General features: G+C 53.1%; 14 protein-coding genes and 1 tRNA gene. 10 read left to right on the top strand and 5 right to left on the bottom strand.

Translation table 11 applies throughout. From position 1 onward, the window contains the following. Positions 1-10 precede the first annotated feature (10 nt). Entirely contained in the window at positions 11-1,246 is a 1,236-nt protein-coding gene (locus SFC07_RS04680) for a DNA polymerase III subunit delta' (RefSeq protein WP_411207076.1), read from the top strand. A 63-nt stretch (positions 1,247-1,309) separates the two neighbouring features. Then, positions 1,310-1,385, top strand: a tRNA-Thr gene (locus SFC07_RS04675). A gap of 99 nt (positions 1,386-1,484) precedes the next feature. Here SFC07_RS04675 and SFC07_RS04670 read toward each other — a convergent pair. Further along, positions 1,485-2,048, bottom strand: coding sequence for an LppP/LprE family lipoprotein (locus tag SFC07_RS04670; protein ID WP_411207075.1), 564 nt, complete (start codon positions 2,046-2,048; stop codon positions 1,485-1,487). Positions 2,049-2,129: 81 nt separating this feature from the next. Here SFC07_RS04670 and SFC07_RS04665 point away from each other — a divergent pair, with 81 nt between their 5' ends. From SFC07_RS04665 to SFC07_RS04645, 5 genes are all read left to right on the top strand, one after another. Then, on the top strand, positions 2,130-2,672 hold the full coding sequence (locus tag SFC07_RS04665) for an AAA family ATPase (protein WP_411207074.1): 543 nt from the start codon (positions 2,130-2,132) through the stop codon (positions 2,670-2,672). Between the two features lie 95 nt (positions 2,673-2,767). After that, positions 2,768-3,874: an S-(hydroxymethyl)mycothiol dehydrogenase gene (locus SFC07_RS04660; protein WP_411207073.1), complete on the top strand. Its 1,107-nt coding sequence runs from the start codon at positions 2,768-2,770 to the stop codon at positions 3,872-3,874. Then, complete coding sequence (locus SFC07_RS04655) at positions 3,874-4,509, top strand: MBL fold metallo-hydrolase (protein ID WP_411207072.1); 636 nt, start codon at positions 3,874-3,876, stop codon at positions 4,507-4,509. Before SFC07_RS04660 ends, SFC07_RS04655 begins: the two co-directional genes overlap by 1 nt. Before the next feature lie 137 nt (positions 4,510-4,646). Further along, positions 4,647-5,858 carry an MFS transporter gene (locus SFC07_RS04650; RefSeq protein ID WP_411207071.1) on the top strand — a complete coding sequence of 404 codons (1,212 nt, stop codon included), beginning with the start codon at positions 4,647-4,649 and terminating at the stop codon, positions 5,856-5,858. Between the two features lie 21 nt (positions 5,859-5,879). Beyond that, positions 5,880-6,815, top strand: coding sequence for a GDP-mannose 4,6-dehydratase (locus SFC07_RS04645; RefSeq protein WP_411207070.1), 936 nt, complete (start codon positions 5,880-5,882; stop codon positions 6,813-6,815). Positions 6,816-6,861: 46 nt separating this feature from the next. Here the strand turns inward: SFC07_RS04645 and SFC07_RS04640 are convergent, their stop codons facing one another. Continuing rightward, positions 6,862-7,230, bottom strand: coding sequence for a DUF2304 domain-containing protein (locus SFC07_RS04640; protein WP_411207069.1), 369 nt, complete (start codon positions 7,228-7,230; stop codon positions 6,862-6,864). Continuing rightward, positions 7,227-7,937 (bottom strand): glycosyltransferase family 2 protein, encoded by a 711-nt coding sequence (locus SFC07_RS04635; protein ID WP_411207068.1) that lies wholly within the window; start codon positions 7,935-7,937, stop codon positions 7,227-7,229. The genes SFC07_RS04640 and SFC07_RS04635 overlap by 4 nt, the downstream gene beginning before the upstream one ends. Positions 7,938-8,015: 78 nt before the next feature. Between SFC07_RS04635 and SFC07_RS04630 the strand changes: the two genes are divergently transcribed. From SFC07_RS04630 to SFC07_RS04620, 3 genes are all read left to right on the top strand, one after another. After that, complete coding sequence (locus tag SFC07_RS04630; RefSeq protein WP_411207067.1) at positions 8,016-9,074, top strand: ribonuclease HI; 1,059 nt, start codon at positions 8,016-8,018, stop codon at positions 9,072-9,074. A 59-nt stretch (positions 9,075-9,133) separates the two neighbouring features. Next, positions 9,134-10,174 (top strand): glycosyltransferase family 2 protein, encoded by a 1,041-nt coding sequence (locus SFC07_RS04625; protein WP_411207066.1) that lies wholly within the window; start codon positions 9,134-9,136, stop codon positions 10,172-10,174. Positions 10,175-10,348: 174 nt separating this feature from the next. Then, entirely contained in the window at positions 10,349-12,385 is a 2,037-nt protein-coding gene (locus tag SFC07_RS04620; RefSeq protein ID WP_411207065.1) for a bifunctional metallophosphatase/5'-nucleotidase, read from the top strand. Between the two features lie 318 nt (positions 12,386-12,703). Here SFC07_RS04620 and SFC07_RS04615 read toward each other — a convergent pair whose 3' ends face one another. Both SFC07_RS04615 and SFC07_RS04610 read right to left on the bottom strand, forming a co-directional pair. Continuing rightward, on the bottom strand, positions 12,704-13,765 hold the full coding sequence (locus SFC07_RS04615) for an NAD(P)-dependent alcohol dehydrogenase (RefSeq protein WP_411207064.1): 1,062 nt from the start codon (positions 13,763-13,765) through the stop codon (positions 12,704-12,706). A 441-nt stretch (positions 13,766-14,206) separates the two neighbouring features. Then, entirely contained in the window at positions 14,207-14,971 is a 765-nt protein-coding gene (locus SFC07_RS04610) for a creatininase (RefSeq protein ID WP_411207063.1), read from the bottom strand. Between the last annotated feature and the right edge of the window lie 5 nt (positions 14,972-14,976).

Genomic DNA, 14,976 nt, shown 5'->3' with positions numbered 1-14,976 from the left:
TGTGGAGTGGGTGAGCAAAAATAGTGTCTTCGACAGACTAGCGGGACCAAAATCGGTACAAACCACGCTTATCGACGCCGCCACCGCAGCCCGCCACATTGCCTCCACCGGGGAGCGGGCAGGTGCCCCCGGCCCACTCAATGACGCCACTTTTACCCATTCCTGGCTGTTCACTGGTCCACCCGGGTCAGGGCGTTCAGTAGCCGCCAAAGCCTTTGCTGCAGCCTTAGTATGTTCAAATCCAGATGTTGTGGGCTGTGGACAATGTGAGGATTGTCGCTTGGCCATGCGTGACGCTCATTCTGACGTGGTGCATATCATCCCCCAAGAATTAGTGATCTCGGTGGCGAGTATGCGCTCGGTTATCAATGATGCAGCTCGTATGCCTTCTGTTGCCAAGTGGCGAGTGATCATTATTGAAGATGCAGACCGTCTTTCTGAAGGCGCAGCCAATGCTTTATTGAAAACCGTAGAGGAACCGCCAGAGCGCACCATTATTATCTTGTGTGCGCCGTCTACTGATCCCCGAGACATTGCCGTTACATTGCGGTCTCGATGCCGGCATATCTATATCCCGACCCCCACCATTGCTGAAGTGGCCAGAATCTTGGTGGCGGAAGGAAAAGTTAGCCAAGCCGATGCAGAGCTAGCTGCTGCGGCGTCTGCTGGGCACATTGGAAGAGCACGCTATTTGGCGCTCAATCAAAGTGCACAGGTGAGAAGAAGCAATATTTTAAACCTGGCTGAGTTGATCTACCACGGAGATGCAGCTTTTAGAGCGGTAAATACTCTGGTGAAAGGTATAGAAAAGGAATCACAAGAATCCCTTGCTGCTCGTGATGAAGAAGAACTTGAAAAGCTGCGTAATAGTTTGGGCATGGGTGCCAAGGGTAAAGGCGCTCAAAAAGCTTTAAAAGGTACCTCTTCCCAAATTAAAGAACTTGAAGAAAATCAAAAGAAGCGTCGTACCCGATTCCTGCGCGATAGCCTCGATCTTGCGCTTATTGACCTCGCCGGGATTTATCGCGATGCGTTGATGATTTCATCCCAAGCAACTGTGGGGCTCACCCATCCCGATATGGAAGGTCTCTCCCAAGAATTAGCCTCTCGGGTCAGCCCCGAAGGTTTAGTTGCGTGCTTGGATGCCATCTCGCATTGTCGGGAGTCTTTTGGCTTCAATGTGCGCCCCGTTGTAGCCATGGATGCGCTGGTAGGACGCCTGCGCAAGGCCTATAAGGTGACATAATCCACCCGAATTATTGAAGTGCAGATCCTTTCAGGTAAAGTAGCGAATCGGTAAATCTACCGTGCCGCTTTAGCTCAGTCGGTAGAGCATCTCACTCGTAATGAGAAGGTCGCGAGTTCGATTCTCGCAAGCGGCTCCAATAAAATCCCAGTTCAAGGCCACTTTCCAAAATTGGAAAGTGGCCTTTTTCAGTTCAGCGGGTGCATTGCGTACACACTGAGCACACACCGCACACTCTCTAAGAAGCCGATTGCAGGCCACTCACATCAACTTGTAGCCCAGCCTCATTAGCCACCGCAGGCAAAGTATTTTCAATGATGTCCAAGGTGCCTTGGGGATTTAGCTTAAAAGTGGCGGCACCGGGGATGGTTATACCGGCTGCGCGTGGTCCGTTGAGGATGTCATAGGAAACTTTTGCGGTGGATTCATCCAGCAACTCCACCGAAACAACATGTTCTTGCATGAGTGGTTGGGGCTCGTTAATGGGCTGCCCATAGTGGAAAAACACCACACCTTCGCGCAAAGAGTTGCCATTTCCCACGCCACCTCCAATGACTGACCAGCTCAGCGGTGCTTCGGCAGCAAAATGATCGGAAATAACGCTAAAGGTGATCTCGGAATCAGGAGTTCCGGCGATCGGCAAAGTTTGAACTCCAAGCAAAGGGTTGACAGGTGCAGTAGCAGCGGTAGTAGTAGCTGCAGTTGTCGAGGTATCGGACACCAGCGGGGCGGGTGTTTCAGTACTGCAGGCCACCAACAAAGCACTCCAAGAAATGCAGGCAAGTATCCGTGCTGTTTTCACGATTGTCACAACCTTTGTGGTCAGTGGAAGAGGTGTGGAAATATGCTAAGTCCATTATCTACTTTCAAGGGTTTTAAAAACATGAAAAAACCACAACGTATTGCAGTAGCAGGCGGAAGCGGAGTGGGAAAAACTACTCTCTGCCAGCAATTGGAAGGGATTCTGGGTTATCCACGAGTTGAATTGGATAGCCTTTACCATGGCGAACAATGGACTCCACGGCCCAGCTTCCTGCCAGAGCTAAGCGAGTTTATCGCTGGTGAACAGTGGATTTGTGAATATCAATATCCACAGGCGCGGCCTCTAATCGCAGCTCGCGCTGATACTTTGCTGTGGCTAGATTTTCAGACCTCGGTGCAAATGCGGCGCTTAACTCAACGCACCCTTTTTAGAAGCGTTAGTAAAAAACTCTTGTGGAATAACAATATTGAGCCTCCACTATGGACAATTTTCAAAGATCCAGACCATATTCTGCGCTGGGCGTGGCAAAGTCGTAAAGATTTAAAGCGGACTCTTCCGGATGTGCAAAAAGAGAATCCTCAGCTGCAAATTGTGCGTTTTAAAAGCCCGCGAGAGCTCAAGAAGTGGACGGCAAACCTCGCTTTAGCTGGGGTGGATGAGTAGCGCGGCAGGGGCGCGTCGAGAAGTGTTGGGGGACAAACCGGATTAGTAGGTAGTCTGGTGGACGTACTGAAAGTTTATTGAAAAAGGATGTGTCCATGAGTTCCATCGTTTCTGGCATCGTCGCACTAAGCAAAGGTGAACCTGTTGTAAAGACCAATGTGGTTGTCCCTGATCCCGGTGCCAATGATGTCATCGTTAAGATCCAGGCCTGCGGTGTTTGCCACACTGACCTCGCTTATCGCAATGGCGATATCTCAGATGAATTCCCTTATCTTCTTGGCCATGAGGCTTCCGGCATTGTGGAAGAGGTTGGATCTGCCGTAACCCATGTTGCCGTTGGCGATTTTGTGGTCCTGAACTGGCGTGCAGTGTGTGGCGAGTGCCGTGCATGTAAGAAGGGCGAGCCTAAGTACTGCTTTAACACCCACAATGCATCCAAGAAGATGACCCTGGAGGACGGCACCGAGCTTTCCCCAGCTCTGGGGATTGGTGCATTCCTGGAAAAGACCATCGTGCACGAGGGCCAGTGCACCAAGGTGAATCCGGAAGAGGATCCAGCTGCTGCCGGTCTGCTTGGTTGCGGCATTATGGCTGGTCTCGGCGCTGCTGTGAATACCGCAGACATTAAGCGTGGCGAGTCCGTGGCAGTCTTTGGCCTCGGCGGCGTGGGCATGGCTGCAATTGCTGGCGCTAAGCTTGCCGGTGCTTCCAAGATTATTGCTGTCGATATTGACGCCAAGAAGTTGGAGTGGGCCAAGGAATTCGGCGCAACTGACGTTATTGATTCCTCCAAGCTCTCCGGCGAGGGCAATGAGTCCGAGGTTGTGGCCAAGGTTCGCGAGCTCACCGGCGGTTTTGGTACCGATGTCACCATCGACGCAGTGGGCATTATGCCAACCTGGCAGCAGGCTTTTTACTCCCGTGACTTCGCTGGCCGCATGGTGATGGTGGGCGTGCCAAACCTCACCTCTCATATTGACGTCCCCGCCATTGATTTCTACGGCCGCGGTGGCTCCCTGCGCCCAGCTTGGTATGGCGACTGCCTGCCAGAGCGTGACTTCCCAACCTATGTTGACCTGCACCTTCAGGGCCGTTTCCCATTGGATAAGTTCGTTTCCGAGCGCATTGGCCTGGATGACGTGGAAGAAGCTTTTGCCACCATGAAGGCCGGCGATGTGCTGCGTTCGGTGGTGGAGCTCTAATGGCACATGAAGGATTGCGGGTAGAAAATATTGTTACCTCCGGCATCTTCGCCCTCGACGGCGGAGAATGGCAGGTAGATAATAATATTTGGGTGATCGGCAATGACTCCGAGGTATTCATTATTGACGCCGCACACGACGCCGCCCCCATCATCGAGGCTGTCGGCGGACGCACCGTCAAGGGCATTTTGTGCACCCACGCGCACAATGATCACATCACTGTCGCACCCCAGCTGGCAGCGGAATTTGATGCTCCGATCTTCGTGCACCCCGGCGACCAAATGCTTTGGGAGGAAACCCACGGCGATCTTGGCCACGAGGAACTCAGCAATGGCCAGAAATTCCAGATTGCTGGCACCGACCTCATCGTGTTGAACACCCCAGGTCACTCACCGGGCTCCAGCTGCTTCTACATTCCCGAGGCTAATGAGCTTTTCTCCGGCGACACCCTTTTCCAGGGCGGACCCGGCGCCACGGGACGCAAGTACAGCTCCTTTGACACCATTATCGAGTCCCTCAAAACCTCGATCCTGGATCTTCCCGCCGAAACCACCGTGCGCACCGGCCACGGCGACCACACCAGCGTCGGCGCCGAAGCCCCACACCTTGAAGAGTGGGTTAAGCGCGGCCACTAAAAGCAGGCGCTTTTCGACGCGCCCTCGCCCGGCAGCCCCAGAGGCCCCAGGCGAGGGTGGGGTAGGGTACCCCCTTATAAGGCGGGAAGAACAATTGCTGGCAATTTAAGCCACCAAAATAGTGTGATGCGCATAACATGTCGAACATGGCTGAGAATAAACGCGGGCAAAGGCAAGTCTGGTTGGCGGTAGCGCTATCTATCTTCACCGTGGCATGGGGTGGCAATGAGTTCACCCCGCTTTTGGTGTTTTATCGCCAAGAAGGCGTATTCAGCAATCTCTTTATCGATTTACTCCTAGTCTACTATGCCATCGGTGTGGGCGTAGGACTGCTTGCTGCCGGGCCACTTTCAGACCGTCTGGGCAGGCGCACTATCATGTTGCCTGCGCCGATTATCGCAGCTATTGGTTCCGCACTTATTGCAGGTGGTGAAAACACCGCATTACTAATTGCAGCTGGCCGTGTACTTTCTGGCATCGCAGTTGGCATGGTGATGACAGCCGGTGGCGCCTGGATTAAGGAGCTTGCCTCCCCGCGTTTTGAACCCGGCATTAAAAAAGGCATCGGTGCTAAAAGGGCGTCGATGTCTTTGACCGCCGGCTTTGCCTTGGGTCCAGCTGTTGCCGGTTCCATGGCGCAATGGCTGCCACTACCTGGGCAGATGGCCTATATTTTGCACATTATTTTGTCGCTCGTGCTTTTGCCTTTGTTGCTGACTGCTCCCGAAACCAGACAAACTGCCCATCACGGCCTCAAAGGTTCTTTTTGGGCAGATGTGTTGGTTCCCTCTGCCCTTAACCGCCGTTTCCTTCTTGTGGTTGCTCCCATTGCGCCCTGGGTTTTTGGTGCGGGCTTTACCTCCTATGCGGTGATTCCAACTTTGATGCATGAGATGGTCTCTGCCCCGATTGCCTATTCTGCACTTCTAGCGCTGGTCACCTTGGGTTCAGGATTTACCATTCAACAATTTGGTCCGCAGATTATGGGAAACTCTAAAACCCGCGGTCCAATTTTGGCCATGATCGTGGCGGTGGTGGGAATGTCTGGAGCTTTCTTAATTTCCCTGCATCCGCACCCATGGTGGGCCTTGCTGGTGGGAGTGTTCTTAGGCCTTACCTACGGACTCTGCATGTTTATGGGTTTGGCCGAGACGCAAAATATTGCAACGCCCTCCGATATGGCGGGGTTGAGCGGAATTTTCTATTGCTTGGCTTATTCCGGCATGGTTTTCCCAGCTATCTTGACCAAACTTAATGCCTGGTTTAGTTATCCAGAGATGTTGGGATTTGGTGTTTTCATGGCAATGCTCTGTTTGGTGCTGGTGAGTATAACTGCGCGCAAGCTGTGAAATCAGGCTAAAGTTGCACCCATGCGTACAGTAGTTACCGGCGGCGCCGGCTTTATCGGATCCCATCTTGTAGACCTCCTCATTTCGGAGGGCCACGATGTTGTTGTCATTGACAATCTTTCCCGCGGCCGCTTGGAAAACCTGGAAGCAGCTCAGGAAACCGGCAAGGTTACCTTTGTTAAGGCAGATCTGCTGGACGTTGATTTTGAAGCCTTCCTGGCTGAGCACCACCCCGAGGTAATTTTCCACCTCGCAGCCCAGATCGACGTGCGCCACTCTGTAGTAGACCCCATCCACGATGCACAGACCAATATTTTGGCCACCATCCGCATTGCAGATGCAGCGCGCAAGAATAATGTGCGCAAGATTGTCTTCACCTCCTCAGGTGGATCCATCTACGGTGAGCCCACTGAGTTCCCAGTTAATGAAACTGTGCCTGTGGATCCACATTCTCCTTATGCAGCATCCAAGGTGTCTGGTGAAATTTACCTCAATACCTTCCGCCACCTTTATGGCCTGGACTGCTCCCACATTGCACCCGCAAATGTTTATGGCCCTCGCCAGGATCCACATGGCGAGGCTGGCGTGGTAGCTATCTTCTCCCAGCGTCTGCTAAATAATCAGGACACCAAGGTCTTTGGTGATGGTGGCAACACTCGTGACTACGTTTACGTGGGTGACGTTGTTCGTGCCTTCTACCTGGCCTCCGGTGAAATCGGTGGGGGAGAGCGCTTCAACATTGGCACCTCCGTGGAAACCTCCGACCGCCAGCTACACTCCCTCGTGGCAGAGGCTGCCGGTTCCGCTGATGATCCTGAATACGCACCAGCTCGCCTCGGCGATGTTCCGCGCAGCGCTCTGAGCTTCACCAAGGCCAAGGAAATCCTGGGCTGGGAGCCACAGGTTGATATCAAGCAGGGTGTTGCCAATACTGTTGAGTATTTCCGCACTCACTAAAAACACCTAACGCAAAAAACCTGCCCCTTGGGGCAGGTATTCGTCGTTAAGCGTCTTCTTTTTTATCTGGAAGCACTGGGTTTTGCAGGGCTACGGCGCGGGCCAGCTTGGAATAGCGCAATTCCTGTTCGCGGAAACGCACATAACTGGAAAGCGTGGTGAACATAAACGCCACCACCAAGCCATAAAGCATGAGGTCAGTGCCACGATCCACACCCACTAAGTGCGCGACGGTGGTGAGATCATTGGGGCGCAAAACCGCCCACACTGCGGCTGCCACGAAGAACAAAAATCCGATCTTCACCCACGCCTTGGCGCGAGCCTTGCGGCGATTCTTCAGAAAATAAAGCGCCAGCGCGGCGGTGGCCAGGAGCAGCAGCACCTGAATAACAATTTGAGTGGTGGTCTGGGTCATGGAAGTCTCCTTGCAAGGAAGCCGTCGGCAAGAATATTGACACCGTTGAGGAGGGACTGGCCCTTACTCATGGAATATTCGGTGTAGAGGATATCAACGGGTTCTTCGGAAATCCGCCATCCCTTGACAGCAATTTGATCAACAATCTCAGAGGCATGGGACATGCCGTTCATGCGGATATTCAGTTCCTGCGCCACCTTTTGGTTGAACACACGCAGACCATTATGGGCATCTGTCAGCCCCAGCTTGCGAGTCTTCGGCGAAAGCAGCACCACCGTGCGCAATACAATGCGCTTGATCAGCGGAACCTGGTCAGTATCCTTGCGCGGACGGCCAAAGCGGGTGCCAACGATAATATCGAGTGGTTCCTTGCGTAGACGCTCCACCATTGTCACTACGTCCTTGACCTGGTGCTGGCCATCGGCATCAAAGGTGACAAAATACTTAGCCCCAGGCTGCGCGCGGGCATATTCAATACCAGTTTGAATAGCCGCACCCTGGCCCAGATTGACCGGATGATTCACCAAATGCGCGCCTGCAGCATGGATCTCCTCCGCGGAATTATCTGGAGATCCATCATTAACGGCCACAATATTGGGGAAAGTTTGCAGAGCGTTTTCTAGCACTTCCCTGATGACTGTGCCCTCGTTATAGCAGGGAACGACCAACCAGGTGTCTGTAAAGTCGTTTTTTTGAGTTGCATCCATGATAAAAATGAGCCTAGTGCATAAAGATGAATATTCCCCTTCGATAGGGCTGACAAAGCTAATGATAACTTGATCAACATGAAATCCATCGACCTCGAGCAGCTGGCAGGTACCCAATCGCGCACCTACCAATCGCGCAAGATCACCCCCGAGATGATCAACCGGCCGGTACATGTCGCGATTGCGCTCTGGGAAGTCCCTTGGGAATCCGCTGCCTCCGGGAAAATCGAAGGGTGGGTTATTGCCGTGGACTCCGCAAAGGCACGTTTTGTGCGCAACGGCCAAACCAAAAACGGCGATGTGGTGCCCCGCACCATCTCTGCGCTTAAATCCGGCCTGCGTGGGGTGCAAGGCGAGGCGTGGATTGTGGTGGGCCGGCGTCAAGGCGCGTTGCGCTCGGAGCTGGTACGCCAAAACTTCCTGGTTACCGGCAGTTTTGCCGAAGAAAACCGCGCCGGCGTTAAGGCCTCGGCCATTTCGCGCCGGGCTGAGCAGTCCGCACATTACAAGGCCAAGAAGATCGGCGAAGCCGTCGAGCGCGCCCCGCGCGCCAAAGAGCGCCAAGAGGCCCATTGGTGGCCACGGTATTCGGTGAGCGAAGGTGTGTTGCCTACCGGACCTTTACGCGTTGCGACGGATGCTTCCACCGATGGGGTCTTTCGTGGGGCAATGTGCTTTGTGGCTGCCAATGGCGATTATCTGCTGGAAACCGCAGATACTGCTGCCTCTTCAGATGAATTGGAATTGGAGAGCATCACCCACGCGCTGGAGTATTTGAAGAAGGTGGGTGCAGAGCAGGCGCGGATTGAAACCGATAGTAAGGCTGCTCTGGAGGCGATTGATTACATTCTTAATGCTAATCCGCGGCGCAGTAAAACCGGCCAACGCTGGCGCGGAATTTCTTCTGCAGCGCGCTCGCATTTTAAAGATGCTTGGTTGGACCTGGAAGACCATTGCGAGGTGGAGGTTGCCCGCGTGCTGGGCCATGCTGGTGATCCGCTGAATCAGGCTGCTGATCAAATTGCTTATATGGGAATGCGCGCCATAATTTTTGAGAAGAAGTCCTCCCGGCACACCCTCACTGAGGGGATTAACCGAACTTTGCATAAGAGCATTGCCCGAGTTGAGGGGGAGTAGCCTGCGGGGCAAGGTAAGCTAGTGCCCACGTGCAAAAGCAAAAGGAGCCTGGATTTTTGATGAGCAACCAACGCATCGGTGTAGTTATTGTCTCTTATGGACACGAACAAGATGTGGCGAATCTAGTCGATTCCTTTGCCCCGCAGCTTAAAGACGGCGACCGTGTAGTGGTTGTGGACAATCGCAAACCCTGGGTGCTGGAATCCATGGTGGGCGAGCGACTGCGTGCTCATGGCGTGGAAATTATTAACCACGATAATGGTGGCTTTGCTGCCGGCTGCAATGTAGGAGCTGCAGCCATTGCCGATGATGTAGATTTACTCTTCTTCCTCAACCCCGATACCGTCATTGACGATCCCTCACTTTTTAATTCTTTGCGCCGCGTAGATGAGCAGTGGGCTGCCTTTATGCCTTATCTGCTGCTTCCCGATGGCACCATCAACTCTGCGGGAAATGCCCTGCATATCTCAGGTTTGTCCTGGGTGACCGGACTTGATGAGGAACCCGAATTTGATGATGAAGAAGTAAGTGAGATCTCCATTGCCTCCGGTGCGTGCTTGGTGGTGCGTACCCAGTGGTGGCAGCGCCTTGGTGGCATGGAGGAAATGTACTTTATGTACCACGAGGACACTGACTTCTCTGCGCGCTTGTTGCTTGCCGGCGGCAAGATTGGCCTGCTGCACTCTGCTTATGTGACCCACCATTATGATTACGCCAAGGGCGATTATAAGTGGATTTATATTGAGCGAAACCGCCACGTGTTGTTGCTGAGTGTGCTGCCGCTGCCTTTGCTAGCAGTTTTGGTGCCACAGATTTTGGGTGTGAACCTCGGGCTGTGGGCGATTGCTTCCAAGGAAGACCGTGTGGGGTTGAAGGTTAAATCTTTGCGACTTTTACTTCGCGATCTCCCAGCTATTTTTAAGTTACGCAAGCGCACTCAGCAGCTGGCGCAGCTTAATGCTGCTCAGTATTTGGAAAAGATGGAATGGCGTTTGGATAACCCAAACCTGGGTTCAATCGGCTCCAATAAGATCGTTAATGCAGTATATGGGGCTTATTTCAGGGCCTGTCTGGGACTGCTGAAGCGCTTGGGAAAGTAAGCGGTGTTGCCCCTAAATGGGGGCGGAAGATTAATCTCAGGTGCGCTTAAGGTGAACTCTTATTAAATATCACCTAGCCCCTACATAAAGCCCCAGCTCATTAAATTCTCAGTGGGATTCAATACATCAGTAAAGAAATTTCACGTTTTATATGCTCTTTCTCAGGAGAATTTAATGAAGAGGCTTTCCCGCGCAGCCCTTGCGATCGTTTCCACCGCAGCAGTGAGCGTAAGCGCATTTGTAGTCCCAGCTTCTGCTCAAGAAGCAAATGTTGAACTCAACATCCTTGGCGTAACCGACTTCCACGGCCACATTGAGCAGGCTGATGACAAGGGTGTCATCACTGAAATGGGTGCAGTAGGACTTGCTTGCTATGTTGACTCCGAGCGCGCGGCGAACCCCAACACCAGTCTTATTACTGTTGGTGACAACATTGGTGGTTCTCCTTTTGTGTCCTCCATCCTGAAGGACGCTCCAACCTTGGCTGCACTTAATGCCATTGGCGTTGAAGCTTCTGCACTGGGCAACCACGAGTTTGACCGGGGCTATGAGGACCTAACCGAGCGTGTTTCCCTGGATGGTACCGGCTTGGCCGATTTCCCATACCTGGGCGCAAACGTTGAGGGCGGAACCCCTTCCCCTGCAGCTTCTCACATTGTTGAGATGGATGGTGTGCGTGTTGCTTATGTCGGTACCGTTACCGACGAGACCTCCACCTTGGTTTCCCCAGCTGGCATTCCTGGCATTTCCTTCACCAATGACCTCAACGCTGTAAACACCGAAGCTGACCGCCTTGTTTCTGCTGGTGAAGCTGACGTGGTTATCGCTTTGATGCACTCCCCAGCTAAGGCTTCCGATGCCTTCTCCAACAACGTTGACGTTGTTTTTGCAGGCCACACCCATGAAAAGCGCATTGAAACCGGTGCTCCTCGTGAAGGCAAGGAGCCTTTGGTTGTTATCCAGGGCATGGAATACGGCAAGTTTGTCTCTGATGTAGAGATTTCCTTCGATTCCACCGCTAAGAAGATCACCGAGATTTCTGCAAAGAATGTGCCAGCAGCTGAGGCTTCTGCAGCTTGTGCAGTTCCAAACATGGCTGTTTCTGCCATCGTTGATGCTGCTGTGACCGCTTCCGAAGCTGAAGGCGCAAAGGTTGTCGCTACCATCGACAACTCCTTCTTCCGTGGTGCAGATGCAGCAGGTGCTACCGGCACCAACCGTGGTGTTGAGTCCTCCCTGAACAACCTCATCGCTGAAGCCGGCCTACAGGCAATTAATGACATGTCCAGCCTTAATGCCGACATCGGAGTTATGAACGCTGGTGGCGTCCGTGAAGATTTAGAGAAGGGCGACGTTACCTTCGCTGAGGCGTATGTTGTTCAGCCCTTCGCCAACACCTACGGTGCTGTTGATATCACCGGTGCGGATTTTGTTGAGGCACTTGAGCAGCAGTGGAAGGATCCTGCAGCTGACCGCCCACGTTTGGCTTTGGGCCTTTCCAACAACGTGCAGTACTCCTACAACCCAGACGCTGCACAGGGTGAGCGAATCACTCATGTCACCGTTAACGGCGAACCAATCGATCTGACCAAGACTTACCGCATTACAGGTTCTTCCTTCCTGCTCAGCGGCGGCGACGGTTTCACCGCTTTTGCCAAGGGATCCTTCATCGAGTCCGGCATTGTTGATCTTGACATTTTCAACACTTACCTTGCATCTAACACTGGTGTTGAGGTCCGCTCCAACCAGGCATCCGTAGGTATCAAGCTTTCCGGCGCTGCACTTGCCGAGGATGGCTCCCTGATCCCAGGCGAAGAGCTCACTGTTGATCTCTCTGCTCTTTCCTACACCGGCCGCGAGGCAACTCCTTCCAACGTCACCGTAACCCTCGGTTCCGAGACTGTTACCGCTCCGGTGGACAACACCATCATCCCTAAGCTGGACACCACTGGTACCGCAACCGTCACCCTGACCGTTCCAGAAGGTGTATCCGAGCTCAAGATCGAAACCGACGCTGGCACCACCTTCTCTCAGCCAGTTGTTACCCCTGCTGTTGAAGAGCCTGCTACCGGTTCTTCTGCTGGCGGATTCCTTGCAGTGCTTGGTGTTCTAGGCGCCCTTGGTGGCATTCTTGGAGTATTCCTGCACTCTGCACAGGGCGCTCCATTCCTGGCTCAGCTCAACGCACTGATCAACCAGTACAAGGCGTAAGTAGCTAGCTTTATTAAAGCCAAGACCGGCCACCTCCACTAGGGGGTGAGCCGGTCTTATTTTGAGGAGCCCCGCGTGGGCGGGGAGAATATCAGGGCGCCACCATCCCTACCGAGTGTGCAGTGGGACCATCCCCGCGTGGGCGGGGAGAATACTACTTGAGCTGAGGAGTTAAAAGATTCGAACTCGATTTTAGCTCATTTTGAAAACCTTTTGCGGTCGGCGAAGTGTGCCTAAAGTATCAGTTTTCCGTCGAAAAGCGCGGTTTTGTATGGAAAAGCCCGACTAAGAAAGATTTCTTAGTCGGGCTTTGGAGAATTAGACTGCCTCGGTCTCGGTGAAGGTCTCGGTGTCGATAACAAAGCGGAACTGGACGTCGCCAGCGACGACGCGCTCATAAGCGGCATCGACTTCGTCGACACCGATCTTTTCGATGAGGGCTCCGAGTCCGTGCTCAGCGCAGAAGTTGAGCATTTCCTGGGTCTCGGCAATGCCGCCGATGTTGGAGCCGGTCAGGACCTTGCTGCCCATAATGAGGGAGCCGAAGCCAACGGACTGAGCCTCTGGTGGGAGGCCGACAACTGCCATCACTCCATTTGGCTTGAGCAGACGCAGGTACTTATCGACGGGGATCGATGCGCTGATGGTGTTAAGGATGAAGTCGAACTCGCCGAGGTGATCTTGGAAGAAGCTCTCGTCGGAAGTTGCGAGGGTACGAGATGCGCCGAGGGACTTTGCGAGCTCAGCCTTGCGGAGGGAACGGGACAAGACGGTTACGTCGGCACCCTTAGCTGCGGCGATCTGAACGCCCATATGGCCAAGTCCGCCAAGGCCCATAACTGCAACCTTGTCGCCTTCCTTAACGTTCCAGCGAGCGATAGGGGAGTAAGTGGTGATGCCAGCACAAAGAAGCGGTGCTGCGACATCAAATTCAAGTTCATCAGGGATAGAGCAAACGAAACGCTCATTCACTACTACCTTTTCGGAGTATCCGCCCTGGGTAATGGTGCCGTCTACATCTTCAGAGTTGTAGGTCCCAACGGCGCCCTTGAGACAGTGGTTTTCAAATCCGGCGAGACACTGTTCGCATTCGCCACAGGAATTCACCAGGCAGCCGACGCCAACGCGGTCGCCGACCTTCCACTTGGTTACTCCGGAGCCAACTGCAGAAACAACGCCTGCAATTTCATGGCCAACAGACAGTGGGAAGTGGGCAGGACCCCACTCGTTACGAATGGTGTGGATGTCACTGTGGCAGATGCCAGCAGCTTTAATATCGATGACAATGTCATCTTCGCGGGGGTCGCGACGCTCAATTAGCTTAACCTCGAATGGTGCTTCGGGTCCGGTCTTTTGGAGTGCTTTTACTTGAATGCTCACCTGGGTAATTCTACTCTCTGGGCATGTATTCGGGGCAGTGGTGAAGGTGTTTGTGCAGTTTATGAGGTTTTGCATTGGGTGTATATTTTGTGGGGGAATTGTCGTTTTGGTTTATTGTGGGGTTGTTTTGGGAAGTTTTGGTGTTTGTATGGGCTTGGTGTTGGGCTGGCGTTTAGGGGGGGTGGGCGAGGTGTGCCAGAAGCTACAAGATGGCCGGGGTTGAGTGCATTTTGTAGAATCTGGCACAAAAATAGACCTTGAAATGTGCCTGAGGCTACAAAACATATGTTCTTATTGCGGTTTTTTTGCGCTCAGGAACACTTTGTGAATAAAATTGCCAAAGCCAGCCAAAATTACCCTCTCTAGAAGCAGATTTAAGGCAATAAAAATGGACTCCCTAAGTGGAAGTCCATTTGGAAAATCTCAAGGCCTTAAATGGGCTTATTTGGTTGGGAGGATTGCCCCAAATTCATAGGCGCAAATTCCGGCGATGGAGTTGCCTGCTGCATCGGCGATAATTTTGCCCTTTTCTGCGGTGGCACCCACTGCATCGGCTAAGGCTCCGTGGCTGGGGATGTCACTGGTTTGTAGTGGAAGGCGGAGATAAGGAGCCACTGCGAAGGGTTCCTTAGCTGGGAATTTATCCGTATGAACTAATTCTGGTGCTAAGTGCATGAGCAGGGAGGTTTCGGTAACTGCTGCGTGTTCGAGGTCCCAGCCAGGGAAGGAGATGTCGGAGAAGACTTCATCCATAACCGATTCTTTGAGTGGATCCCACCAATTGGTGAGGATGATTTGATTGTCGGTGCCATGTCGACGTTGGGCCAGGTGCATTGCCTCGAGGATGGGGGCCTGGTTTTCAAAATGGGCACTGAGGAACAAGATCTTGCGGAAACCATCGCCAAGGAGCTCATCTAGCAGATTGCTTGCCAATTCCACCATGGTGTTGAGGGAAAGATCTACCGTGCCGGGGAAGAGGGGGCCGCCACCACTAAAAGGAGATGATCGATATCCATAATTGAGGGTGGGGAGCACGATGCCGTCGATACGCTCGGCCACTATGCGGGAGATTTCGGTAGCGATAATGGAATCTGTGGAAAGTGGCAGGTGTGGGCCGTGTTGTTCACAAGACCCCGCGGGGATGATTGCTACTCCGTCAGTTTTGGCAGCGTATTGCTCCCATGTCATATTGGCTGCGAATACCATTGGGT

Source organism: Corynebacterium callunae, assembly GCF_046592015.1.
Taxonomy (GTDB): Bacteria; Actinomycetota; Actinomycetes; order Mycobacteriales; family Mycobacteriaceae; genus Corynebacterium; species Corynebacterium callunae_A.
The sequence above is the reverse complement of the archived record's forward strand: the minus strand, read 5'-3'. Positions and strand labels throughout refer to the sequence as shown.

What these genes read in the sequence shown, in the direction of transcription:
- SFC07_RS04610 (WP_411207063.1), bottom strand. Translation starts at nt 14,971, where the DNA reads ATGGTATTCGCAGCCAATATGACATGGGAGCAATACGCTGCCAAAACT.
- SFC07_RS04640 (WP_411207069.1), bottom strand. Translation starts at nt 7,230, where the DNA reads ATGACCCAGACCACCACTCAAATTGTTATTCAGGTGCTGCTGCTCCTG.
- SFC07_RS04625 (WP_411207066.1), top strand. Translation starts at nt 9,134, where the DNA reads ATGAGCAACCAACGCATCGGTGTAGTTATTGTCTCTTATGGACACGAA.
- SFC07_RS04620 (WP_411207065.1), top strand. Translation starts at nt 10,349, where the DNA reads ATGAAGAGGCTTTCCCGCGCAGCCCTTGCGATCGTTTCCACCGCAGCA.
- SFC07_RS04635 (WP_411207068.1), bottom strand. Translation starts at nt 7,937, where the DNA reads ATGGATGCAACTCAAAAAAACGACTTTACAGACACCTGGTTGGTCGTT.
- SFC07_RS04660 (WP_411207073.1), top strand. Translation starts at nt 2,768, where the DNA reads ATGAGTTCCATCGTTTCTGGCATCGTCGCACTAAGCAAAGGTGAACCT.
- SFC07_RS04665 (WP_411207074.1), top strand. Translation starts at nt 2,130, where the DNA reads ATGAAAAAACCACAACGTATTGCAGTAGCAGGCGGAAGCGGAGTGGGA.
- SFC07_RS04655 (WP_411207072.1), top strand. Translation starts at nt 3,874, where the DNA reads ATGGCACATGAAGGATTGCGGGTAGAAAATATTGTTACCTCCGGCATC.
- SFC07_RS04650 (WP_411207071.1), top strand. Translation starts at nt 4,647, where the DNA reads ATGTCGAACATGGCTGAGAATAAACGCGGGCAAAGGCAAGTCTGGTTG.
- SFC07_RS04645 (WP_411207070.1), top strand. Translation starts at nt 5,880, where the DNA reads ATGCGTACAGTAGTTACCGGCGGCGCCGGCTTTATCGGATCCCATCTT.
- SFC07_RS04630 (WP_411207067.1), top strand. Translation starts at nt 8,016, where the DNA reads ATGAAATCCATCGACCTCGAGCAGCTGGCAGGTACCCAATCGCGCACC.